A 23081-nucleotide genomic window follows, 5' to 3' on the forward strand; every position below is an offset into this window, starting at 1 on the left:
CTCTCGCGAACAATTTTTTTGAAGTTGTCAACTCAGACCAAGGTATGTTTGCGGGCGTGGCTGTGCATAGCGTGGACATCGTGAGCGTCAGATGACTCCGCGCTTCAGCGTGAGGTTGTGCAGAGCGCCCACCATGAGCTGCGCTGCGGCAAGCACCCACGTGGCTTGCCGCAAACAAAAACCCCGGCATCGTTGCCGGGGTTTTGCATTTTTCGCTTTCGTTGAGCGAGATCCCGGCTCTGCGGTGCACCGCTGCGCGCTGCACCGCGTCCGGGATGACTTCGTCGCTTAGAAGTCCATGCCGCCCATGCCGCCGCCCGGAGGCATTGCGGGGCCGGCAGCGTTCTTCTTCGGCAGCTCGGCGACCATCGCTTCCGTGGTGATCAAGAGCGCCGCAACCGAGGCAGCGTTCTGGATCGCGGTGCGCACGACCTTGGTCGGGTCGATGATGCCCTTCTTGACGAGATCGGCATAGTCGCCGGTCTGGGAGTCGAAGCCATGGTTGTAGGCCTTGTTCTCCAGGATCTTGCCGACGATCACCGAGCCGTCTTCACCGGCGTTGATCGCGATCTGGCGAGCGGGAGCCGACAGCGCCTTGCGCACGATCTCGACGCCGGTCTTCTGGTCGTCGTTCTTGGTGCGCAGGCCCTTGAGCTGCTCGGAAGCACGGAGCAGGGCGACGCCGCCGCCCGGGACGATGCCTTCCTCGACAGCCGCGCGGGTCGCGTGCATCGCGTCATCCACGCGATCCTTGCGCTCCTTCACCTCGACTTCGGTCGCGCCGCCGACGCGGATCACCGCGACGCCGCCCGCGAGCTTGGCGAGACGCTCCTGCAGCTTCTCACGGTCGTAGTCCGAGGTGGTCTCCTCGATCTGCGCCTTGATCTGGGCAACGCGGGCGTCGATGTCGGCCTTCTTGCCGGCGCCGTTGACGATCGTGGTGTTCTCCTTGTCGATCATCACCTTCTTGGCGCGGCCGAGCATCTGCAGCGTGACGTTCTCGAGCTTGATGCCGAGGTCTTCCGAGATGGCCTGGCCGCCGGTCAGGATCGCGATGTCCTGCAGCATGGCCTTGCGGCGATCGCCGAAGCCCGGAGCCTTGACGGCTGCGACCTTCAGGCCGCCGCGCAGGCGGTTGACGACGAGGGTGGCGAGCGCTTCGCCTTCGACGTCTTCAGCGACGATGACCAGCGGCTTGCCGGTCTGCACCACGGCCTCGAGCAGCGGCAGCAGCTCGTTCAGCGAGGAGAGCTTCTTCTCGTTGATCAGGATGTAGGCGTCGTCCATCTCAACGCGCATCTTGTCGGCGTTGGTGACGAAGTAGGGCGAGATGTAGCCACGGTCGAACTGCATGCCCTCGACGACGTCGAGTTCGGTTTCCAGCGACTTGGACTTGGCTTCCTCGACCGTGATCACGCCCTCGTTGCCGACCTTCTTCATGGCGTCGGCGAGGAACTTGCCGATCTCGGCGTCGCCGTTGGCCGAAATGGTGCCGACCTGGGCGATCTCCTCGTTCGAGGTGACCTTCTTGGAGTTCTTCTGGAGGTCCGCAACGACGGCTTCGACCGCGAGGTCGATACCGCGCTTCAGATCCATCGGGTTCATGCCGGCGGCGACCGACTTGGCGCCTTCCTTCACGATCGCCTGGGCGAGCACGGTGGCGGTGGTGGTGCCGTCGCCGGCCGCGTCAGCGGACTTGGAGGCGACTTCGCGCACCATCTGGGCGCCCATGTTCTCGAACTTGTCGTCGAGCTCGATCTCCTTGGCGACGGTGACGCCGTCCTTGGTGATGCGGGGAGCGCCGAACGACTTCTCGAGCACCACGTTGCGGCCCTTCGGACCGAGGGTGACCTTCACCGCGTTGGCGAGAACGTCGACGCCGCGCAGCATCTTGTCGCGCGCCTCGACGGAGAATTTGACTTCTTTGGCTGCCATCTGAGTTTTTCCTTGAGAGATTTAACCAGGGAGGGAGAGGGGGCGCTTAAGCGGCCTTCTTCTTGGAAGCGGGGACGTCGAGCACGCCCATGATGTCGCTTTCCTTCATGATCAGCAGGTCTTCGCCGTCGATCTTGACCTCGGTGCCCGACCACTTGCCGAACAGGACGCGGTCGCCGACCTTGACGTCGATGGGGACCAGCTTGCCAGCCTCGTCGCGGCCACCCGGGCCGACGGCGATGACTTCGCCCTGGGAGGGCTTTTCCTTGGCAGTGTCCGGAATGATGATGCCGCCAGCAGTCTTCTCTTCGGCGTCGATGCGCTTGACCACGACGCGGTCGTGAAGCGGACGGAATTTCATGCAGTCCTCCTAAACATTTGTATATGCTGTAGATTTTGGAGTGTTAGCAGTCCAGCCTGGCGAGTGCCAGACTGGCTGCGGAGGAGATAGGCCAAGCGGTTGCAGCGGGCAAGAGCCTCTAGCAGAAATTTTGGCACTCGCGGACGGGCGCTGCCAGGATCATTTCGGCATCCTTAATGCGGCCGCCATCGCCTTCCAGGCGCTATTAGCAGATGCGGTAAGCTGCTGCCAACGCAGGAAATTTCAACAACCTTTTAAACATTCAGGCTTGAGATGGGTTAGTCGCGTGCGTCACATTTCTCTCATGTGAGCGCATCCATGCCGGTGGTCCGGTGGGGTCGACCACCATGTGAATGCGCTCCGTCACAGGAGGTTGGCATGGTCTCGCGAGTTGGTGGGGTTGTTTCCGACGATTTCCGGAAGCAGTTGCTGGGATATGGGCTGACGACGGCGCAAATTCTCTATCGGATGCCGGATCACCCCTCGCTGCTGCAGACCTACATCTGGCAGAACTACGATCTGTTTCCGAAATTTCCGGCGCTGCAGGATTTCCTCGCCTTCTGGCAGCAGGAGCTCGAGGGGCCGCTGTTCTCGGTGACGGTCGCGCACTCCAAATTGGTCAAGCCCGCGGAGCTGCGCGCCGTCGACGGCGTCTTCCGGCTGCATTGACCGGCGGAGGGGCCACGACACAATCGTGCCGTGGCGACCATCTGGCCACCTGCCTGAGCGCGCAGGCAAGTTCGCGCGTACCCGGTGCTTTCGCCCATCTCCCGAGAGGCTTTTGTGCTAGCCTCGTCGTGATGAAAGACGGGAGGAGCAACCAATGGCCAAGCGAAAGCCGGCATCAAGACCAGCAGTCAAGACCGCGGTAAGGAAGAAATGGACTGGGCTCGGGAGCGCCGCCAAACCCTCGGCGCGCAAGACCATCAAGTCGAAGGGCCGCGTCTCGACCGCCGGGAAGACAACAACGAAGACGGCAACAAAGTCCAAATCCAAGGCGCGGCCGAAGCAGCGTATCGCCATCAGCCATCACCGCGAGGAAGCCTTCAAGGCCGATGGCTTGCGCGCCTATGCCAAATATCGCGACCTCGGCATCGCTGACGCCACGCACGGCCTGGCGCGGGCGCATGTGATCCGGCTGCAGGGCCCCTGCAACCCGGACGAGGTATCGAAGCTGCATTATCACGACGTCGAATTCCAGATGGTCTACGTGCTCAAGGGCTGGGTAAAGACCTACATGGAAGGCGAGGGCGAAACGCTGATGCAGCAAGGCAGTGCCTGGACCCAACCGCCGCGCATCCGGCACATGATCCTGGATTACTCCGATGACGTCGAACTGCTGGAAGTGATCCTGCCGGCGGAGTTCAAGACGGTCGAGTTGACGGCGTAGGATACTGTCGTTCCGGGGCGATGCGAAGCATCGAACCCGGAACCTCGAGATTCCGGGTCTGGTCCTTTGGACCATCCCGGAATGACGACTTCGTCGTCACGTCAACACCCCCACAATCGCGCCCATCAGGCACGTCGTCAGCGTGCCCGATACGATCGACTTCAGGCCGAGCGCATTGATCTCCTCGCGCCGCTCCGGCGCCATGATGCCGAGACCGCCGATCATGATGCCGAGGCTGGCGAAGTTGGCGAAGCCGCACATTGCGTAGAGCATGATCAGCCGCGAGCGTGGATCGAGCACGTCGGGGCCGAGCTTCGACAGGTCGACATAGGCGATCAGCTCGTTCAGCACGGTCTTGGTGCCCATCAGGCTTCCCGCGGTGACTGCCTGCGACCAGGGCAGGCCCATCAGCCAGCACACCGGCGCCATCGCATAGCCGAGCAGCCGCTGTAGTGAGATCTTTGCGCCGCCGATCTCCGGCAACAGGCCGACGATCGCATTGAGGAGATAAACCAGCGCGACCAGCACCAGCAGCATCGCGGTGATGTTCATCAGCAATTCGAGCCCGGCCGCGGTGCCCTTGACGATCGCGTCCATCGTCGACGAGACGTGGATGTCGGGATCGTCCAGCGATCCGCCAGTGCGCTTGTCCGTCGTCTCCGGCACCATGATCAGGCTGACCAGGATCGCGGCCGGCGCGCCGAGCACCGAGGCAATGACGAAGTGTGCGGCGGCATCCGGGATCAGCGGCGCCAGCAGCGTGGCGTAAAGCACCAGCACGGTGCCGGCGATGCCCGCCATGCCGCCAGTCATCACCAGAAACAATTCGCTGCGGCTGAGCTGCGCCAGATAGGGGCGGATGAACAACGGCGCCTCTACCATGCCGAGAAAGATATTGGCTGCGGTCGAGAGCCCGACCGCGCCGCCGACGCCGAGCGTGCGCTCGAGCAGCCAGGCCATGCCGCGCACCACCGGCGGCAGCACGCGCCAATAGAACAGCAGCGTCGTCAGCACGCTCATGACGAGCACGATCGGCAGCGCCTGGAAGGCGAGGATGAAGTCGGTGCCGGGCGCCTTGGGATCGAACGGCGCGGGGCCGCCGCCGACATAGCCGAACACGAAGGCCGTGCCGGCGTGCGTCGCGGCGGCGATGGTGCCGACCGCATCGTTGATCGAGCCGAAGGCCTTTGTCACCAGCGGCACCTTGATCAGCACCAGCGCGGTGACGATGGTGACCGCCAGCCCGATGGCGGCCTGACGCAGCGACACCGCGCGGCGGTTCTCCCCGAATGCCCAGGCGAGCGCAAGCAGCGCTACCACGCCAAACGCCGATTGCAATTGCAGCATCAAGACCCCGAAAACCCGTCGCGCGATTATGGCAGGGACCTCGCGCAGCGCAATGCTGTTGCGCGTTGACGTCTCCGGGATTGACAAGTTGCAGGCGGTCGGCCACGGCTCGGCGATGTCTTCCGCAACGACAGTCGGCGCCCGCGATCTGCTCGGTCACAGGTCCTTCCTGTTCTTCCTGTCGTCGCGCAGCCTGTCGCGCTTTTCCAGCCAGATCGGCGCGGTCGCGATCGGTTGGCAGGTCTACGACTTGACAGGCAGCGCCTTCGCTCTCGGCATGGTCGGCCTGGTTCAGTTCCTGCCGACGGCGCTGCTCGTGTTCGTCGCTGGCCACGCCGCCGACCGGTTCGAGCGCAAACGCGTGGTGCAGGCCTGCCAGCTCGCCGAGGCGCTGACCGCGCTGTTCCTCGCGGTGAGCACCTACGCCGGCACCATCTCCGAGGTGCAGATCTTCGCCGCCACCTTCGTGCTCGGGATTGCCGGCGCATTCGAAAGCCCGGCGACCGCGGCGCTGCTGCCGCTGATCGCCCCGCAAGGCTCGCTGCAGCGGGCGACCGCGATCTCGAGCGGCGCGGCGCAAGTCGCCACCATCACCGGGCCCGCGCTCGGCGGCTTTGCCTATGCCATGATGCCAAGCGTGCCTTATGCCGTGATGATGGTGTTCTGGCTGTTCGGGATGATCCTGACCGGCGGCATCGGCCGGCTGCAGCAGGTGCCGGCGAAGAATAGCGCATCATCGGATGATGTGTTCGCCGGCGTCACCTTCGTTCGCCGCAATCCGGCGATTCTCGGCACCATCTCGCTCGATCTGTTCGCCGTGCTGTTCGGCGGCGTCACCGCGCTGCTGCCGATCTATGCCCGCGACATCCTGCAAACCGGTCCGCTCGGCCTCGGTATCCTGCGCGCCGCGCCCGCGGTCGGTGCGCTGTTGATGACCATGGTGCTGGCGCGGCATACGATTAGCCGCCGCGTCGGATTGAGGATGTTCCAGGCGGTCATCGTGTTCGGCGCGGCGACGGTGGTGTTCGCGCTGTCTCATTGGATGTGGTTGTCGGCGCTGGCGCTCGCGGTCCTTGGCGCGGCCGACACGATCAGCGTCGTGATCCGGTTCTCGCTGGTGCAGTTGGCGACGCCCGACGAGATGCGCGGCCGGGTCGGCGCCGTCAATTTCCTCTTCATCAACGCCTCGAACCAGCTCGGGCAGTTCGAAAGCGGCGTCACCGCCGCGCTGCTCGGCACGGTGCCGGCCGCGGTGCTTGGCGGCGTCGGCACGATCGCGATCGCGCTGCTCTGGATGAAGCTGTTCCCGACGCTGCGGACTGTGGAGAAGCTGGAGTAGGGGGCTCTTTACCTCGCCCCGCTTGCGGGCGGAGGTCGGATCGCATGAAGCGAAGCGAAATGCGATCCGGGTGAGGGGGCTTTCCGCTCATTCATCTCTGACTGGTCTTGCGGCGGCAGCTCCTCACCCCAACCCTCTTCCCGCAAGAGCGGAGCGAGGGAGCGGACACGGCCTAGCCTCGTCCCACGAACGGCATCTTGGTCGCCATCACGGTCATGAACAGCACGTTGGCGTCGAGCGGCAGGCTCGCCATGTAGGCGACGGCGTCGCCGACCGCCTTCGCGTCCATGCGCGGTTCGTGCTTGGTCGTGCCGTCCGGCTGCAGCACGCCGGGGCCGTTGACCATGCGGTCGGTCATCGGGGTTGCGGCGTTGCCGATGTCGACCTGTCCGACGGCGATGTCGTACATGCGTCCGTCGAGATTGGACGACTTGGTGAGGCCGGTGATGGCGTGCTTGGTCGAGGTGTAGGCCGCCGAGAACGGCCGCGGCGCGTGCGCAGAGATCGAGCCGTTGTTGATGATGCGGCCGCCGCGCGGCTTCTGGTCCTTCATGATGCGGAAGGCGTGCTGCGTGCACAGAAATGGCGCGGTGAGGTTGGTGTTCACCACCGCCTGCCACTGCTCCAGCGGCAGGTCTTCGAAATTGACCGGCGGCGCGCCCATACCGGCATTGTTGAACAGCACGTCGAGCCGGCCGTAGGTGGCCTTCACCTTGTCGAACAGCGCGGCGATCGCGGCCGGACTGGTCATGTCGGCGGTGACGCACAGGCTCTTGCCGGCAGGTCCGAGCTTGGCGGTCTCTTCCAGCATCTCCAGGCGGCGGCCGGCGAGCACGACGGTATAGCCTGCATTCATCAAAGCGAGCGACGCGGCGCGTCCGACGCCGGTGCCGGCACCGGTCACGACGGCGATCTTGTTGGCTGCCTCAGTCATCTGGTTTCCTCTTGCTTGGCTTTTGCTTCGATCTCGGTCTTGTAGGGCGGTCGCGGAATATTCTGGTGCGCCGCGCGCAGCGCCGCCGACCAGCGCGAGCGCAGGTCATGGAAATAGGGCTCGCCGACCTCGATGCGATGGTTGAGGTCGGCCTCGCAGGCGTCAGTGCGCACCACCAGCACGTCGATCGGCAGGCCGACGCCGAGATTGGAGCGCATCGTCGAATCCATCGAGATCAGCCCGGTCTTCAGCGCCTCATAGAGCTCGACGTCGTAATGCATGGCGCGGTCGAGCACCGGCTTGCCGTATTTGTGCTCGCCGATCTGCAAATAGGGCGTGTCGGTGGTGCATTCGATGAAGTTGCCGGCGGTGTAGACCATGAACAGGCGCATCCGCGAGCCCTTGATCTGGCCGCCGAACAGGAAGGAAACATCGAAGGTGATGTCCTCGGCGCGCAGCGCGTCTCCTTCGGTCGCGTGCACGGAGCGGATGGCGCGGCCGATCCGCTGCGCCGCCTGGAACATGGTCGGGGCGTTCATCAGCGTCTCGAGCTCGCCGGTTTGCGGGTCCTGCATGCCCTCGGTCAGGGTCGAGAGCACCGACTGGCTGATCGCCAGATTGCCGGCGCTCGCGACCGCCATGATGCGTTCGCCGGGGGTTTCGAAGATGTGGAGCTTGCGAAAGGTCGAGACGTTGTCGAGGCCGGCATTGGTGCGGGTATCGGCGATCATGACGAGGCCGTCCCGCACCAGAATCCCGCAGCAATAGGTCATTTCCAGTCCCCAACGGTCCGAGCTTCTCGGCGTAAGACTAGTAGCCAATTTCACGATGCCATCCAACCCTAATTCCCTTCTGCGGAACATGCTGTGAATGGTCAAAATTAATGACCTCTCGACCGCGTCGATGCTCTGGCAATCGCTCGCCTGGTCTGGCCCTCAACAAGGAGCGGCGATCCCGAGCCCCGCCCCCGGAACGAGGTTCACTGCGCTGCGTCACCCGCAGTGATGCGACGACGTGCCCGCTCTGCGTTGCTCGTAGTGAGCAATGATCCGCGCCCCGCATCGTTGCGGCGCGCGCCGCGTTGTGCTCGACTGTTCGTGATCGACAAGAACAAGAAATTCCGGGAGGCGAGAATGTCGTTCAGGCTGGCCGCATGCGTTGCGGCGTTGGGGCTCGTGACCATGGCGGCAAGCCCAGCATTGGCGCAGAAGAAGGGCGGCACGCTGCGGCTCTATCACAACGACAATCCGCCCTCGACCTCGCTCCTCGAGGAATCCACCATTGCCTCGGTGATGCCGTTCGCGGCCGTGTTCAACAACCTCGTGGCGTTCGATCCTGCCAAGGTCCACGAGAGCATCGATACCGTGACTCCCGATCTCGCCGAAAGCTGGTCATGGGACGCGACCAACACCAGGCTCACCTTCAAGCTGCGGCAGGGCGTGAAATGGCACGACGGCCAGCCGTTCACGGCAAAAGACGTGCAATGCACCTGGCGGATGCTGATCGGCAAGGGCGAGACCCAGGACTTCAAGCGCAATCCGCGCAAGGTCTGGTACACGAAGCTCAAGGACGTCAGCATCAACGGTGATGACGAGGCGACGTTCGAACTGAGCGAACCGCAGCCGGGGCTGCTGGCGCTGCTCGCCAGCGCCTTCTCGGTGGTCTATCCCTGCCACGTGCCACAGCAGGTGATGCGCACCAAGCCAATCGGCACCGGACCGTTCAAATTCGTCGAGTTCAAGCGCGGCGATTCGATCCGGCTCGTGCGCAATCCGGATTATTTCAAGAAGGACCGGCCGTATCTCGACGAGATCACGGTGCGCACCATCGACAGCCGCGCCACCCGCATGCTGGCGTTTGCGACCGGCGACTACGACATCACCTTTCCCTCCGACGTCACGATCCCGCTGATGAAGGACGTCAAGGCGCGGGCGCCGAACGCGATCTGCGAGATGACAGCGACCAATACCCAGATCAATCTGCTGGTCAACCGCGTCAATCCGCCGTTCGACAATCCCGATATCCGCCGCGCGATGTCGCTGGCGCTGGATCGCAAGGCCTTCAACACGATCCTGTTCGAGGGCAACGGGCGGCTCGGCGGCGCGATGCTGGCGAAGCCGGAAGGCGAGTGGGGCATGCCGCCTGACGTGCTGGCGACGTTGCCGGGTTACGGGCCTGATATCGAGAAGAATATCGCGGAGGCGCAGGCGATCATGCAGAAGCTTGGCTACAGCGACGCCAAGCCGCTGCCGATCAAGATCCAGACCCGCAATTTGCCGACCTATCGCGATCCGGCGGTGATCCTCGCCGACCAGCTCAAGAAGATCTACATCGTGGCCGAGCTGGACATCCTGGATACGCCGCGCTGGTACTCGCGCTTGCAGCGTAAGGACTACACCATCGGTCTGAACGTGACCGGCGTCAGCGTCGACGATCCCGACGGCAATCTGGTCGAGAACTACTCCTGTCACTCCGAACGCAACTATACGCAATATTGCAACGCCGAGGTCGACAAGCTGCTGGCTGCGCAGTCTCGCGAGCTCGACAAGGACAAGCGCAAGCAACTCGTGTTCGATATCGAGCGGCTGCTGGTCGAGGACGCGGCACGGCCGATCATCCTGCATTCATCGGCCGGCAATTGCTGGCAGCCCTATGTGAAGAACTTCCATCCGCACGACAACAGCCAATACAACAACCTGCGCTTCGAGGACGTGTGGCTGGATAAACAATAAATGCCATCGCCCTCGTGCGCTCTGTGTCCATACTCGGTCGCACGAGTAAAGCTGGGTTTTGGCGCACGCGCGGAGCGGCCGGGTGTCGAGATCGGGACAGCACCCGTCAATCAGAATCGCGCAGATGCCCATCAGGGCATTCGGAGCCGCTACGGAAGCTCGGATATCAACTTCGTCCACTCGGCCTCGGGCCAGGCTCGTGACGTGCAGGTCCGTACGTTTCCCTGAGAACTGAGGGCAAGTGCGAACTTTGTGATGTGGTCGCCGACAGGCGCTTCGGCGAGGAGAAGGATGTCGTGCTCGCCGGAGGTGAGATAGACCTCCTTGATTTCGACGCCGAGCGTCTTGGCGAGTTCTCTCGCCGCTCGGCTGCGCTTGGGAGCTTCCTTGACATTACGAATTCCCTGGTCGGTCCAGTCGATCCTCAAGATGAATGTCGCCATGTCGTCCTCCAAGGGTTATGCATTTCCCTTGTCTGCCGCGCACGCGGCAGGCCAACCTGCTTCATGTTGAAGTTGAGGGAGCGCCACATAAGGCAGGCGCTGCTTTCAGACTGAGATGCCTGCCGACGGCCTGACCGCTGCCCGTTCCGTCAAACGGAGACGTCGGCCCGTCCCGTCTCAAAGGGCAACTCGCGGCAGATTACGCCATGTCGCTTGGTCGAGAAAGAGGGCTCCCTGCGTTGTGATCGCAAACGCGGTGGCAAGGCCATCGCGTCAGCGGGACACTGCGTGAAAACCACAGGCTCCGCGCAATCCCGTTGATCGATCGCCGCAAACCGGCCGCCACTGAGCGCGTGAAAAGCGAAGCCGCCGCGCTATTGCATCGGCGCAGCTCGAACACCAGATAGCTGGATGTGGGAGGCAGGACCGCTCCAGGAGAGAGAGCGTGGCCAGCAAAAGAGCAAACGAAGAGCTGCCCATCATTGCGCGCTTTGAGGTGCGCCGCCGCAATTACCTCGCGCCGGACGGCGCGATGAACCGACCGCTTCCCGCCTTCGCCACAGATGCCAAGCTGCTTGTCGAGCTTTATCGGTCGATGGTGCTGTTGCGCCTATTCGACCGAAAAGCTGTTGCATTGCAGCGGACAGGTCGGTTGGGAACCTACGCCGTTTCGCTCGGCCAGGAGGCCGTGTCGGTTGGCATCGCGAGTGCGATGCGGGAAGAGGACGTTCTGGTACCTTCCTATCGCGACAATGGCGCATTGCTCTGGCGGGGCGTCAAGTTGGAGGAGATCCTGCTGTTCTGGGGCGGCGATGAACGGGGCAATCAATCCTCCGGTCCGGTCCATGATTTTCCGTTCTGCGTTCCCGTCGGATCACAAGCGCCGCATGCGGCCGGCGTTGCCTATGCCTTCAAGCTGCGCAAGCAGCCACGTGTCGCCGTCTGCTTGTTCGGCGACGGCGCCACCTCGAAAGGCGACGTCTACGAGGCCATGAATTTTGCCGGCGTGCACAAGTTGCCGGTCGTATTCGTCGCGACCAACAATCAATGGGCCATATCGATGCCGTTGCGGCTGCAGACCGCGTCGGAGACGCTGGCCCAGAAGGCCATCGCCGCAGGGTTCAGCGGCGAGCAGGTGGATGGATGCGACGTGGTGGCGATGCGCGCCGCGGCCGAGGAGGCCATCGCCGCGGCCCGCGACGGCAAGGGTCCTCGCTTGATCGAAGCGGTCACTTACCGGCTCGGCGATCACACGACATCGGACGACGCATTGCGCTATCGCTCGGCCGAAGAAGTCCAGGCGCATTGGAAGGAAGAGCCGATCGCGCGGCTCAGGTCTTATCTTGTCGGGCAGAAGATGTGGACCAAGGCGGACGAGGAGCAGCTTGCCGCAGAGTGCCATCAGCGCATCGAGGCTGCGGTGGAGCGCTATTTGACGACGCCGACGCGCCGGGCGGAGACCATGTTCGACAACCTCTATGCCGATCTGCCCGAGGTCTATGCCGCGCAGCGTCGCGAACTCGCGGGAGAGGACGATGCCTGAGGTCACGTTGGTCGAAGCGGTCAATCTGGCGCTCGGCCGCGCCATGGCTGATGATCCCGATGTGGTCGTGCTCGGCGAGGATGTCGGCGTCAATGGCGGCGTCTTCCGCGCGACTGTCGGCTTGCAGGAGCGCTTCGGTCCGGAGCGCGTCCTGGATACGCCGCTTGCCGAGCTCCTGATCAGCGGGCTCTGCGTCGGCATGGCCGCGCAAGGACTGCGGCCCGTCGGCGAAATCCAGTTCATGGGATTCATCTATCCCTGCCTCGACCAGCTCGTGAATCATGCGTCACGGATCCGCAACCGCACCCAGGGGCGGCTCACCTGTCCGATGGTTCTGCGCACGCCGCACGGTGCCGGCATTCGCGCGCCCGAGCATCATTCCGAAAGCACCGAGGCGATGCTCGCCCACATTCCAGGCTTGCGTGTCGTGATGCCTTCGTCGCCGGAGCGCGCTTATGGACTTCTTCTCGCCGCCATCCGCGACCCCGATCCGGTGGTGTTCCTGGAGCCGACGCGGCTGTACCGCGCAGCGAAGAGCGAGGTGGAGGACAACGGTGAAGCCTTGCCGCTCGATACGGCTTTTGTCCTGAGGGAAGGTCGCGACGTCACGCTCGTGAGCTGGGGCGCGATGTTGAAGGAAACGATGGCCGCGGCTGATGCGCTCGCCGACGAGGGCATCGCTGCCGAGGTCGTCGACCTCGCTACGCTCAAGCCTTACGATGAAAGCACCGTGCTCGGCTCGGTCGCGAAGACCGGGCGCTGCGTCATCGTGCACGAGGCAGCGCATACTGGCGGATTTGGCGCGGAGATCGCCGCCCTGATCGCCGAGCGCGGCCTATCGTCGCTGCTCGCACCCGTCGCCCGCGTGACCGGCTACGACACGATCGTTCCCATGGCCCGCCTCGAGCAACGCTACATGCCATCGGTCGGACGCATCGCGGCTGCAGCCCGAAAGGCATGCCAGTACAACTGAACACCAACGGACCGCGTCCCATGCGCCAGTTCACGTTGCCGGACCTCGGTGAAGGTCTTGAAGAAGCGGAGATCGTCACCTGGTACGTCAACGAGGGCGACAACGTCGTGACCGACCAGCCGCTCGTTTCGGTCGAGACCGACAAGGCGGTGGTCGAGATACCGGCGCCGTCGAGTGGGCGCATCGCGCGCCTGTTCGGCGCCAAGGGCGATATCGTGAAGGTCGGCGCGCCGCTGGTGGAGTTTGCCGAAGGCGCTGGGCAGGACACCGGCACGATCGTGGGCGAACTTGGCAGCGGCGAGCAACGGCCCGCGGCGGCAGCTCCTGCGGCGCCGACCGGCGAGCAGGGAGCTCACGTGTTTCCGGCGGTGCGCGCCCTCGCTCGCAAGCTTGACGTTGCGCTCGATCTCGTCGAGGCGACCGGGCCCGGCGGTACCATCACGCGAGCCGACGTCGAGCGGGCCGCGAGGCGGATCTCTCACGGCGGACCCGCCGAGCCGCTGCGCGGCTTGCGCCGCGCGATGGCTCAGCGCATGACGGCCGCGCACGCGGAAGTCGTCCCTGCGACGGTGACCGATGAAGCCGACATCGACGATTGGCCAGAGCGCGAGGACGTGACGATCCGTCTGGCGCATGCGATCGGCGCCGCCTGCAAAGCAGAGCCCGCGCTCAATGCCTGGTATCATTCCGGCACGGGAGAGCGCCGTCTCATCGAGCGCATCGATCTCGGCATCGCCGTCGACACCGGCGGCGGGCTGATCGTTCCCGTGCTGCGCAACGTCGCGGAGCGGAGTGTGTCGGACCTGCGGGCCGGGCTCGACCGCCTGCGCGCCGACGCAATCGCGCGCGCCATACCTCCGGAAGAGCTGCGCGGCGCTACGATCACCTTGTCGAACTTCGGAATGATCGGCGGCCGGTTTGCCAATCTCATCATCGTGCCGCCGCAGACGGCGATCGTCGGTGCCGGGCGGATTTCGGAACGCGTGGTCGCGCATCGAGGGCAGGTTGCAGTCCGGCGCACGCTGCCGCTATCGCTCACCTTCGACCATCGTGTGGTGACGGGCGGCGAGGCGGCCCGTTTCCTGGTTGTCCTCAAGTCCGATCTCGAGCGCGTTTCGTGACACTACCCGTTCGCGAGACCGGCATCGGCATCGACGATCCCGACGGAAAACTTGGATGAAAGACAACGCATGCCAGTCCGCGCACAACAATCCGCGCTTCGAGGACATACGGCTGGATAAAAAATGCTCGCCCTCATGGTGAGGAGCGCGGCACGCGCGTCTCGAACCATGAGGCCACGATCGCGCCCGGGGCCTCATCCTTCGAGACGCCGCCTTGCGGCTCCTCAGAGGATGAGGGAGAGTTGGTGGCGGCGGCTATTACTGCGTCTGGCTCTGCCACTGCCCGGGACGCCCGGCCTGGTCGACCTTGACTGCGACCGTGAGCGTCTCGGTGCCGCCGCCATAGCGGGTGCCGCGCACGGGCGCGGCACCGAGGTAATCGAGGCCAATCGCGACGCGGGCGTGAGCATCGGTGGTGCAGATGCCATTGGCGGCGTCGAAGCCCACCCAGCCGAGGTCGGGCACGAAGGCTTCCGCCCAGGCGTGGCCGGCCTGCTGGTTGACCATGCCGTCCGAGCGCAGGAAGTGGCCGGAGACGAACCGCGCCGGCACACCGCCGGCCCGCGCGCAGGCGATCAGGATGTGGGCATAGTCCTGGCAGACGCCGCGCTTCAACATGAACGCCTCGGAGGCCGAGGTGGCGCTGTTGGTCGGATCCTCGTCGAAGGTCATGTGCTCGTAGATTTGCACCATCAGCGCGTGCAGGAAGCCGAGCACGTCGCTGCCGGCTTCCGCGCGCAACTCGCGCACGAAGGTCGTCATCGCCGGGTTGAGATCGGTGAGCGGCGTGGAGCGCAGGAACAGGCTCGGCGGAAACCGCTCGTCGGTGCCGCGCAGCACGCCGCCGGTGTCGTGGGTCTCGATCAGACCTTCACAGTGGATGGCGAGCTCGGCGATCGAGCCATGGGTCAACACGTGGGTGACGTTACCGAAAGCGTCCTCATGAGTGTCCAGCCGCGAGTCGGTGGAGACGTCGATCTGCCACTCCGCGACATACTGGCTGTCATGACTGCCCGGCGTCATCCGCAGAATCTGGATCACGCCGGAGGCCGCCGGCTCGTAGCGATAGGTGGTGGTGTGGGCTATCCGCAGGCGCATGGCACCGGTCCCGAAATCCCTGGAGCAGCGAAGCTGGGGCTAGATCAGATACTGCTTGGTGACGATCTCACCGAGCCGCGAATTATCCGCGATGAACTCCTGGATGAACTCGTGCACGCCACGCTGGAAGATATCGTCCATATGGCTGTGTTCAAGCCGGTTTCTGATGCCGCGAGCGTGGCGCTGGGCGGCGCCCTGGCGGCCATAGGCGACGCCGATCTGGTCCAGATTGCGCACCAGGTTGCTGTAGCAGCTTGCGAGCGACCGCGGCAGCGTGTCGTTGAGGATCAGCAGATCGGCGATCAGCCAGGGCTTCAAGGTTTCGCGATAGACCCAGTGATAGGCCGTCAGCGCCGAGACCGAGCGCAGGATCGAGGTCCACTGGTAATAGTCGAGCGGACCGCCGATATGCTCCTCCTCGGGCAGCAGCACATGGTATTTCACGTCGAGAATGCGCGCGGTATTGTCGGCGCGCTCGAGATGCACGCCGAGCCGCGAGAACCAGTAGGCGTCGTTGCGCAGCATGGTCCGATAGGCCGAGCCGTCGAAGCGCAGCGAGGTTTCCTGCACGAAGCGCAGGAACTTGGCCAGCTCCTCGCGGTTGGCGGGGCCCTTGCTCCAGACCGCCTGCAGTTCGATCCAGGCCGAGTTGATGGTGTCCCACATCTCCGATGTCAGCGCGGTGCGCACTGAGCGCGAGTTGAGCCGGGCCGCCTCGATGCAGTTCTTGATCGAGGAGGGGTTTGCCGACGAGAACGAGAGATACTCGACGACGTTCTGCTGGTTGGCTTCCTGGTAGTGATCATAGAAGCTCGCGCCGACGCCGGCGGTGAGCAGCGCGGAATCCCATTCGTTGGTCTTGCCGACATAGGCCGCGGGCAGGGCGGTGACGCGCAGCGTCGCGTCAATGGTGCGCGCCAGATATTCGGCGCGTTCGACATAGCGGGCCAGCCAGAACAGGTTTTCGGCAGTGCGCGACAGCATGCGACAATCCCTACAAAACGCGACTTATCTTGAATTCACCTTCCCCTGAAAGGGGGAGGTCGGCGCGCAGCGCCGGCCGGGGGTTCTCTCTCCATTCGGCGTATGCGGCCGACCCCCATCCCGACCTTTCCCCTTTCAGGTAGGCAAATTGCATTTGGGAAAAAAGCGCCCTGCGGCCCATCCTTCGAGACGCCCGCCCTTGGCGGGGTCCTCAGGATGAGGTCTTGTTTTGCGGCACAATAGTAGACCCTCATGGTGAGGAGCGCCGCTTGCGGCGCGTCTCGAACCACGAGGCCGAGTACGTGCGCAGCCGCCCAAAGCGGGCATATGCGATAGCCCTGCCCTTTCAGGGGGAAGGAGTCCGTCCGTGCCATGCTCCGATTCAAATCACTCACTGAGTATCCAGGTGTCCTTGGTGCCGCCGCCCTGACTCGAATTGACCACGAGGGAGCCTTCCTTGAGCGCTACGCGGGTCAGTCCGCCGGGTACGATGGTGGTGTGGCTGCTGCCGGTCAGCACGAACGGCCGGAGATCGACATGGCGCGGCGCCAGGCCCTTGTCGGTGCAGGTCGGGCAGGTCGAGAGCGCCAGCGTCGGCTGGGCTATGAAGCCTTCGGGCTCGCGCTTGAGCTTGTCGCGGAATGCCTCGATGGTCGCTTTGGTGGAGGCCGGACCGATCAGCATGCCATAGCCGCCGGAGCCGTGCACTTCCTTGACGACGAGGTCGGCGAGGTTGTCGAGCACGTAGGACAGATCCTGCGCTTCCCGGCAGCGCCAGGTCTGCACGTTCTTCAGAATCGGCTCCTCGCCGAGGTAGAACTTCACGATGTCGGGCATATAGGAGTAGATCGCCTTGTCGTCGGCGATGCCGGTGCCGACCGCATTGGCGAGCGTGATGTTGCCGGCGGCATAGGCCGACATCAGCCCGGGCACGCCGAGCGCGGAATCGGGGCGGAAGGTCAGGGGATCGAGGAAATCGTCGTCGACGCGGCGGTAGATCACGTCGACCCGTTTCAGCCCCTCGGTGGTGCGCATGAACACCTCATCGTTCTTGACGATGAGATCGCGCCCCTCGACCAGCTCGATGCCGAGCTTGTCGGCGAGGAAGGAGTGCTCGTAATAAGCCGAGTTGTACACGCCCGGCGTCATCAGCGCGACGGTCGGCTCGGCGGAAGCGCTGTGCGGTGCGACCGAGCGCAGCGCCGACAACAGCTCGTCCGGATAGCGCTCCACCGGCGCGACACGGTGCCGCGCGAACAGGTCCGGAAACAGCCGCATCATGATCTCGCGGTTTTCCAGCATGTAGGACACGCCGGACGGCGTGCGCGCATTGTCCTCGAGCACGATGAAGTTTTCCGGATCGGTGCGGATGATGTCGATGCCGGCGATGTGGACGTAGATGTCGTGCGGCACGTGCTGGCCGTTCATCTCCGGACGGAACACCGGGTTCTGGAAGATCAGATCTTCGGGAACGACGTTGGCGCGCAGGATGTCGCGGCCGTGATAGATGTCCTTGAGGAACAAGTTGAGCGCGAGCACGCGCTGCTTAAGGCCCTTTTCCAGCAGCGTCCATTCGTTCGCCGACATGATGCGCGGGATGACATCGAAGGGGATCAGCCGCTCCTGGGCTTCGGCATCACCATAGACCGCGAAGGTGATGCCGATCCGGCGGAACAGCAGCTCCGCCTCCTGCCGCCGATATTCGAGCGCGTCCGGCGGCGTCTCGTTGAGCCAGCGGGAGAGCTCCTGGTAGGCCGGGCGAAGATCGTCGCCGAGGCCGTTCATCTCATCGAACGCAACTGCCATAAAGCCCGCCGCCCTCCGAAGCCGTGTGACACAGTGCATGACTTGACGGGATGGTAGCAAGGGGCGGGCCAGCGCTGTATGCATTGCCTTGCGGCATTTGCCGGGGATGACCCGGCGGACTGCCTGAAAAACCGGCGAAGATCTGCTTATTTCGGCGGCAAAACCCCGTGACATCAAAGCATTGGACCGGCAATGTCAGGGGGACCAAGTTTAAGGAATGAGAACATGAGCGAGATCGTCACGGCAGGACTTCTGGTGATCGGCGACGAGATCCTATCCGGCCGGACCAAGGACAAGAACATCGGCTTCATCGCCGAGTACCTGACCAACATCGGCATCGACCTGAAGGAGGTGCGCGTCGTCGCCGATGACGAGGCCGATATCGTCTCCGCCCTTGATGCGCTGCGGCATAGGTACACCTACGTGTTCACCACCGGCGGCATTGGGCCGACCCATGACGACATCACCGCCGACAGCGTGGCGAAGGCGTTCGGGGTCGATATCCGCCATCATCCGGAGGTGGTGGCGCGGTTCAGGGAGCGCTGGAGCGGGCAGGATCTGAACGAGGCCCGGCTCAGGATGGCCCGCGTGCCTGACGGCGCCGAGCTGATCCAGAGCGCGACCATTCTCGCCCCGGGTTTTAAGCTCGGCAACGTCATCGTGATGGCCGGCATTCCGACGATCATGCAGGCGATGATGGACATCGTGGCGCCCACCCTGAAGTCCGGCGTGCGGATGCTGTCGGATTCGGTCCGTGCCGACGCGCGGGAGGGCGACATCGGCGGCCCGTTGCGGGCGATCGCGGAAGCGCATCCCGACACGATCATCGGCAGCTATCCGTTCCAGGACGAGAACCAGAAGCCGAACACCAATCTGGTGGTGCGCTCGCGCGATCCGGAAAAACTTGCGGCGGCGATGGGCGCCGTGAAAGACATGCTGAAGCAGGTGCAGGCCGCACAGAAGAAGCCAGCGGCGGGTTGATACGGTATGGTTGAGAAGAATTCGGAACCAAGCGCGCAGGAACGGGCCGGCAGGCCCTTTCCGGTCTCGTGGGATCAATTCCACCGGGATTGCCGGGCACTGACCTGGCGGCTCAACGAGGTCGGGCCGTTCCACGCGGTGATTGCCATCACGCGCGGCGGGCTGGTGCCGGCGGCGATCGTCGCGCGCGAGCTCGGGCTGCGGGTGATCGACACCGTCTGCGTGGCGAGCTACGACCACGACAAGCAGGGCGATCTGCAAGTGCTCAAGGGCATTTCGGAGCAGACCGCAAAGCTCGGCGGCGGCACCGGCAAGGGGTTGTTGATCGTCGACGACCTCGTCGACACCGGCAAGACCGGCAAGCTGGTGCGCGAGATGCTCCCCGATGCGCATTTCGCAACTGTCTACGCCAAGCCGAAGGGCCGGCCGCTGGTCGACACCTTCATCACCGAGGTGTCGCAGGACACCTGGATCTTCTTTCCATGGGATACCGCGCTGTCGTTCCAGCCGCCGATCCGCGACGGCGCGGCGTGAACAAGAGCGAATAGCGAGTAGGAAGTAGCGAATAGCCTATTCGCCATTCGCTACTCGCCATTCGCCGCCGAGAGCACCGCATGCCCCTGCAAAACCGCGTCACGCCGACCGGTGACATTGTTGCCACCGAGCATCGCGGGATGTTCACCGGCAATCGCGGCATCATCCATAATCCCGCGACGCGAACGCTGCTGAACAAGCGCTGGTCGACGCCGGCCTGGCTCACCTGCGTCTGCGAATTCAGGGGGCGGCGGCGCAAGGTGATGAGCCGGCAAAGCTGGACCGAACTGTTCTTCCTTGACGAGGCGACTGCATTTGCCGCCGGGCATCGGCCCTGCTTCTACTGTCGCCGCGACGATGCCAAGCGCTTTCGCGCCGCCTGGGAGGCGGGCAACGGCGTCGGTGATCTCAGCGCCAAGGCGATGGATGCGGTGCTGCATGTCGAGCGGCTCGATCGCGGCAAGAAGCGGCTGCATCCGCTGCCGACATCAGTCGACCAGTTGCCTGATGGCACGATGGTGCAGGCGAACGGGGACAGCTATCTCGTCGCCCATGGCACGACGTTGCGCTGGTCATTTGCGGGCTACAGCGCTGCCGGTGCTGCCGCTCCCGCCATGCTGCTGACGCCGCCGTCAACCGTCCGCGCGTTTCAGGCCGGCTACCGGCCGGTGCTGCACCCGAGCGCGGCCGCCGCGCCCTGCTGAACCTATCGGCGCAGCGCTTACGCCAGCCGCTGGCGCGCCAGCCTGGCGCCTGCGCCGAGCGCGATCAGCTTGGCTTCGGCAATATCCCGCCGCATCGGCGCCATGCCGCAATTGGTGGTCGCGATGATGTTGCTCTTGGGCACGAACTTCGACACCGCCTCGATCACCTTGACGACGTCCTCGGCGGTCTCGACCTCGTCGCTGGCGACATCGATCACGCCGGCCTGCACGATCTTGCCGGGCAGCGCGGCCAGCAATTCCAGCGGCACTTTCGAATTGCGGCATTCGATCGCGACCTGCTGGATCGAGCTTTTGTCGATCACGGGAAACGTCTCTTCATACTGGCGCCACTCGCCGCCGAGCGTCTGCTTCCAGTCGGTGTTGGCCTTGATCCCATAGCCATAGCAGATGTGCACGGCAGTGACGCAGGTCAGCCCTTCGGCCGCACGCTCCAAGGCCTTGATGCCCCAATCGCGGACCTGATCCATGTAGACGTTGAAGGCCGGTTCGTCGAACTGGATCATGTCGACGCCGTCCGCCTGCAGCGCCTTGGCTTCCTGGTTCAAGAGTTCGGCGAAGGCAAAGGCCATCTTGACGCGGTCGCCGTAGTGGCGGTCGGCGATGGTGTCGATGATGGTCATCGGGCCGGGCAGGGTGAACTTCAGCTTGTTCGTCGTGTGCGCGCGTGCGGCGCGGGCTTCGGCGTCGTGGACGCGGCCCTTCAGCCTGAGCGGCGCCACCACCTGCGGGACCATCGCCTTATAGCGATCCTTGCGGATGCCCATCTCGACCTTGTGCGCAAAATCGATGCCCTCGATCTTCTCCAGGAAGCCGTGCACGAAATGCTGCCGCGCCTGCTCACCCTCGGTGACGATGTCGACGCCGGCATCCTCCTGCAGCTTGACCGCAAGCACCGTGGCGTCGCGCTTGGCGCGGGCGAGCTCCGCGCCTTGCGATTTCCACGGCGCCCACAGCATGTCTGGCTCGGCCAGCCATTCCGGCTTGGGCAGGGAGCCAGCGATCGTGGTTGGAAACAACATGGGAGCCTCCCGGGCGGTTCGGATTGAGCGCCTGTGTGCCATGTCCTAAGGTGAAGGTCGACAACAATGACGACGCAGAGAGCATCAAACATCATAACAAAGGAAACGCCATGATCGAATTCTTCTTCGACTGTTCCAGCCCCTGGACCTATCTCGCCTGGCACAACATCCAGCCGCTGGCGAAGGAGTTCGGCGCCGAGATCACCTGGCGGCCGATCTTGGTCGGCGGCATCTTCAACACGGTCAATCCGTCGGTCTACGCGCAGCGCGAGAAGCCGGTGCCGCTGAAGGCGCGTTACATGAAGAAGGATCTTGCCGACTGGGCGCGCTCGGCGGGACTTGCGATCAAGATGCCACCGACCGTGTTTCCGGTGAACAGCGTCAAGGCGATGCGCGGCTGCATCTGGCTCGGCAACGAGAAGATGGTGTCGTTCGCCCGCACCGTGTTCGAAGCCTATTGGGGCGACGACAAGGACATCTCGCAGGACGCGGTACTGAGCGAGATCTGCGGCAAGCTCGGCATCGACGCCGCAAAGTTCTTTGCCGGGATTGGCGACCAGGCGGTGAAGGACCAGCTCAAAGCCAACACCGATGAGGTGATGGCGCGCGGCGGCTTCGGCTCGCCCACGATCTTCATCGACAAGACCGACATGTATTTCGGCAACGACCGTCTGCCCTTGATCCGCGAGGCATTGGCACGTCTCAACGCGCGGGCTGCCTGATGCCGAAAGCCGTCGTCTGCCGCGAACTCGGGCCGCCCGAGCGTCTGCACCTGGAAAGCTTCGCCTCGGTGCCGCTGAAGCCGGGCGAGGTCCGTGTCGCGATCCGCGCCGCCGGGATCAATTTCCCCGACATTCTGATGGCCGCGGGCGAGTATCAGCTCAAGCCGCCGCTGCCGTTCACGCCGGGCTCGGAAGCCGCCGGCGATGTCGTCGAGATCAACGGTGCCGCTGATGTCGCCGTCGGCGACAGGGTGATCGTCAAGATGCGCTTCGGCGCCTATTGCGACGAGACGGTCGCAACACCATCGCAACTTGTGCCGGTGCCGTCGACGTTCGATTATGCTGAAGGCGCCACCTTTCTCGCGGCGCACGGCACCGCGTACCACGCGCTGATCGACCGCGGGCAGATCAAGCCGGGCGAGGTGCTCCTGGTGCACGGCGCCGGCGGCGGTGTCGGGCTTGCCGCCGTCGAGATCGGCAAGCTGCTCGGCGCCACCGTGATCGCGGCGGCTTCCAGCGAGGAGAAGCTCGCCATTGCGAAAGCGCGTGGCGCTGATCACGTCGTGCTCTACGAACGCGAACCATTCCGCGATGTCGTCAAGCGCCTCACCGAGGGCCGCGGCGCCGACGTGGTGTTCGATCCCGTCGGCGGCGAGGTGTTCGAGAACTCGATGCGATGCATCAACTGGGGCGCGCGGATCCTCGTCGTCGGCTTCACCGGCGGCATCGGCCTTGCCCGCACCAATCTCCTGATGATCAAGGGCGCGAGCGTGCTCGGCGTTCGCGCCGGCGAGGCGGTGCGGAAGAACCCCGCGCTCGGCGACGTCAGATTCAAGGCGCTGAGCGAGTGGGCGGAAGCCGGCAAGGTGCGGCCCAACATCTCACATCGCTTGCCGCTCGAGGATTACGCGAAGGCGATGCGGCTCCTGATCGAGCGCAAGGCGATCGGGCGCGTGGCGCTGCTGACTGGGTGAAGTGCGTAGAGTCGTAGGGTGGGCAAAGGAGCGCAAGCGACGTGCCCACCACCATGAGTAACGCAAGACCTGGTGGGCACGCTTCGCTTTGCCCACCCTACCAATTGACTCAGTAGCTCG

General features: G+C 64.2%; 22 protein-coding genes. 12 read left to right on the forward strand and 10 right to left on the reverse strand.

Annotated features, from left to right (window positions below; genetic code table 11):
* Nucleotides 1-288 precede the first annotated feature (288 nt).
* Both groL and groES read right to left on the reverse strand, forming a co-directional pair.
* Nucleotides 289-1935 (reverse strand): chaperonin GroEL, encoded by a 1647-nt coding sequence (groL, locus tag P6U30_RS14580; protein ID WP_407169675.1) that lies wholly within the window; start codon nt 1933-1935, stop codon nt 289-291.
* Nucleotides 1936-1981: 46 nt separating this feature from the next.
* Nucleotides 1982-2296: a co-chaperone GroES gene (gene groES / locus P6U30_RS14585; protein WP_407151740.1), complete on the reverse strand. Its 315-nt coding sequence runs from the start codon at nt 2294-2296 to the stop codon at nt 1982-1984.
* A gap of 378 nt (nt 2297-2674) precedes the next feature.
* On the opposite strand from groES, the gene P6U30_RS14590 reads away from it, so the two are divergent.
* Both P6U30_RS14590 and P6U30_RS14595 read left to right on the forward strand, forming a co-directional pair.
* Entirely contained in the window at nt 2675-2965 is a 291-nt protein-coding gene (locus tag P6U30_RS14590; protein ID WP_407151741.1) for an usg protein, read from the forward strand.
* 154 nt (nt 2966-3119) lie between these two features.
* Nucleotides 3120-3686, forward strand: coding sequence for a cupin domain-containing protein (locus P6U30_RS14595; protein WP_407169676.1), 567 nt, complete (start codon nt 3120-3122; stop codon nt 3684-3686).
* Between the two features lie 96 nt (nt 3687-3782).
* Here the strand turns inward: P6U30_RS14595 and P6U30_RS14600 are convergent, their stop codons facing one another.
* Complete coding sequence (locus tag P6U30_RS14600) at nt 3783-5033, reverse strand: NupC/NupG family nucleoside CNT transporter (protein WP_407169678.1); 1251 nt, start codon at nt 5031-5033, stop codon at nt 3783-3785.
* Nucleotides 5034-5148: 115 nt separating this feature from the next.
* Between P6U30_RS14600 and P6U30_RS14605 the strand changes: the two genes are divergently transcribed.
* On the forward strand, nt 5149-6372 hold the full coding sequence (locus P6U30_RS14605) for an MFS transporter (RefSeq protein WP_407170452.1): 1224 nt from the start codon (nt 5149-5151) through the stop codon (nt 6370-6372).
* A 172-nt stretch (nt 6373-6544) separates the two neighbouring features.
* On the opposite strand, the gene P6U30_RS14610 is transcribed toward P6U30_RS14605, so the two are convergent.
* Together P6U30_RS14610 and P6U30_RS14615 are read right to left on the reverse strand one after the other, a co-directional pair.
* A complete protein-coding gene (locus P6U30_RS14610; RefSeq protein WP_407169679.1) occupies nt 6545-7306 on the reverse strand; it encodes an SDR family oxidoreductase in 762 nt (253 codons plus the stop codon).
* On the reverse strand, nt 7303-8079 hold the full coding sequence (locus P6U30_RS14615) for a peptidase (protein ID WP_407152516.1): 777 nt from the start codon (nt 8077-8079) through the stop codon (nt 7303-7305). The genes P6U30_RS14610 and P6U30_RS14615 overlap by 4 nt, the downstream gene beginning before the upstream one ends.
* Before the next feature lie 360 nt (nt 8080-8439).
* Here P6U30_RS14615 and P6U30_RS14620 point away from each other — a divergent pair, with 360 nt between their 5' ends.
* The gene (locus P6U30_RS14620; protein WP_407169680.1) at nt 8440-10038 is read left to right on the forward strand and encodes an ABC transporter substrate-binding protein; all 1599 of its coding nucleotides are present in this window, start codon (nt 8440-8442) and stop codon (nt 10036-10038) included.
* 149 nt (nt 10039-10187) lie between these two features.
* On the opposite strand, the gene P6U30_RS14625 is transcribed toward P6U30_RS14620, so the two are convergent.
* The gene (locus tag P6U30_RS14625; RefSeq protein WP_407169681.1) at nt 10188-10481 is read right to left on the reverse strand and encodes a GYD domain-containing protein; all 294 of its coding nucleotides are present in this window, start codon (nt 10479-10481) and stop codon (nt 10188-10190) included.
* 445 nt (nt 10482-10926) lie between these two features.
* On the opposite strand from P6U30_RS14625, the gene pdhA reads away from it, so the two are divergent.
* Genes pdhA through P6U30_RS14640 form a run of 3 tightly spaced genes read left to right on the forward strand, consistent with a single transcriptional unit; the run spans nt 10927 to nt 14118 of the window.
* Complete coding sequence (gene pdhA, locus P6U30_RS14630; RefSeq protein WP_407169682.1) at nt 10927-12024, forward strand: pyruvate dehydrogenase (acetyl-transferring) E1 component subunit alpha; 1098 nt, start codon at nt 10927-10929, stop codon at nt 12022-12024.
* Nucleotides 12017-12997 (forward strand): alpha-ketoacid dehydrogenase subunit beta, encoded by a 981-nt coding sequence (locus P6U30_RS14635; protein WP_407169683.1) that lies wholly within the window; start codon nt 12017-12019, stop codon nt 12995-12997. Before pdhA ends, P6U30_RS14635 begins: the two co-directional genes overlap by 8 nt.
* A gap of 20 nt (nt 12998-13017) precedes the next feature.
* Nucleotides 13018-14118: a dihydrolipoamide acetyltransferase family protein gene (locus P6U30_RS14640; protein WP_407169684.1), complete on the forward strand. Its 1101-nt coding sequence runs from the start codon at nt 13018-13020 to the stop codon at nt 14116-14118.
* A 258-nt stretch (nt 14119-14376) separates the two neighbouring features.
* Here P6U30_RS14640 and P6U30_RS14645 read toward each other — a convergent pair whose 3' ends face one another.
* From P6U30_RS14645 to P6U30_RS14655, 3 genes are all read right to left on the reverse strand, one after another.
* Nucleotides 14377-15216, reverse strand: a complete 840-nt coding sequence (locus P6U30_RS14645) for a transglutaminase domain-containing protein (RefSeq protein ID WP_407169685.1) — start codon at nt 15214-15216, stop codon at nt 14377-14379.
* Between the two features lie 39 nt (nt 15217-15255).
* Nucleotides 15256-16200, reverse strand: a complete 945-nt coding sequence (locus tag P6U30_RS14650) for an alpha-E domain-containing protein (RefSeq protein WP_407151751.1) — start codon at nt 16198-16200, stop codon at nt 15256-15258.
* 387 nt (nt 16201-16587) lie between these two features.
* Nucleotides 16588-18006 (reverse strand): circularly permuted type 2 ATP-grasp protein, encoded by a 1419-nt coding sequence (locus tag P6U30_RS14655; RefSeq protein ID WP_407169686.1) that lies wholly within the window; start codon nt 18004-18006, stop codon nt 16588-16590.
* A gap of 225 nt (nt 18007-18231) precedes the next feature.
* On the opposite strand from P6U30_RS14655, the gene P6U30_RS14660 reads away from it, so the two are divergent.
* From P6U30_RS14660 to P6U30_RS14670, 3 genes are all read left to right on the forward strand, one after another.
* Complete coding sequence (locus P6U30_RS14660; protein ID WP_407169687.1) at nt 18232-18987, forward strand: competence/damage-inducible protein A; 756 nt, start codon at nt 18232-18234, stop codon at nt 18985-18987.
* A gap of 6 nt (nt 18988-18993) precedes the next feature.
* Entirely contained in the window at nt 18994-19521 is a 528-nt protein-coding gene (gpt, locus tag P6U30_RS14665) for a xanthine phosphoribosyltransferase (RefSeq protein ID WP_407169688.1), read from the forward strand.
* An 80-nt stretch (nt 19522-19601) separates the two neighbouring features.
* A complete protein-coding gene (locus P6U30_RS14670) occupies nt 19602-20225 on the forward strand; it encodes a hypothetical protein (protein ID WP_407169689.1) in 624 nt (207 codons plus the stop codon).
* Between the two features lie 17 nt (nt 20226-20242).
* Here the strand turns inward: P6U30_RS14670 and P6U30_RS14675 are convergent, their stop codons facing one another.
* Nucleotides 20243-21265, reverse strand: coding sequence for a methionine synthase (locus tag P6U30_RS14675; protein ID WP_407169690.1), 1023 nt, complete (start codon nt 21263-21265; stop codon nt 20243-20245).
* 110 nt (nt 21266-21375) lie between these two features.
* Between P6U30_RS14675 and P6U30_RS14680 the strand changes: the two genes are divergently transcribed.
* Together P6U30_RS14680 and P6U30_RS14685 are read left to right on the forward strand one after the other, a co-directional pair.
* Complete coding sequence (locus tag P6U30_RS14680) at nt 21376-21987, forward strand: 2-hydroxychromene-2-carboxylate isomerase (protein WP_407169691.1); 612 nt, start codon at nt 21376-21378, stop codon at nt 21985-21987.
* Entirely contained in the window at nt 21987-22961 is a 975-nt protein-coding gene (locus tag P6U30_RS14685) for an NADPH:quinone oxidoreductase family protein (protein ID WP_407169692.1), read from the forward strand. Before P6U30_RS14680 ends, P6U30_RS14685 begins: the two co-directional genes overlap by 1 nt.
* Nucleotides 22962-23081 lie beyond the last annotated feature (120 nt).

Source organism: Bradyrhizobium sp. ORS 111, from assembly GCF_045571485.1.
GTDB lineage: Bacteria > Pseudomonadota > Alphaproteobacteria > Rhizobiales > Xanthobacteraceae > Bradyrhizobium.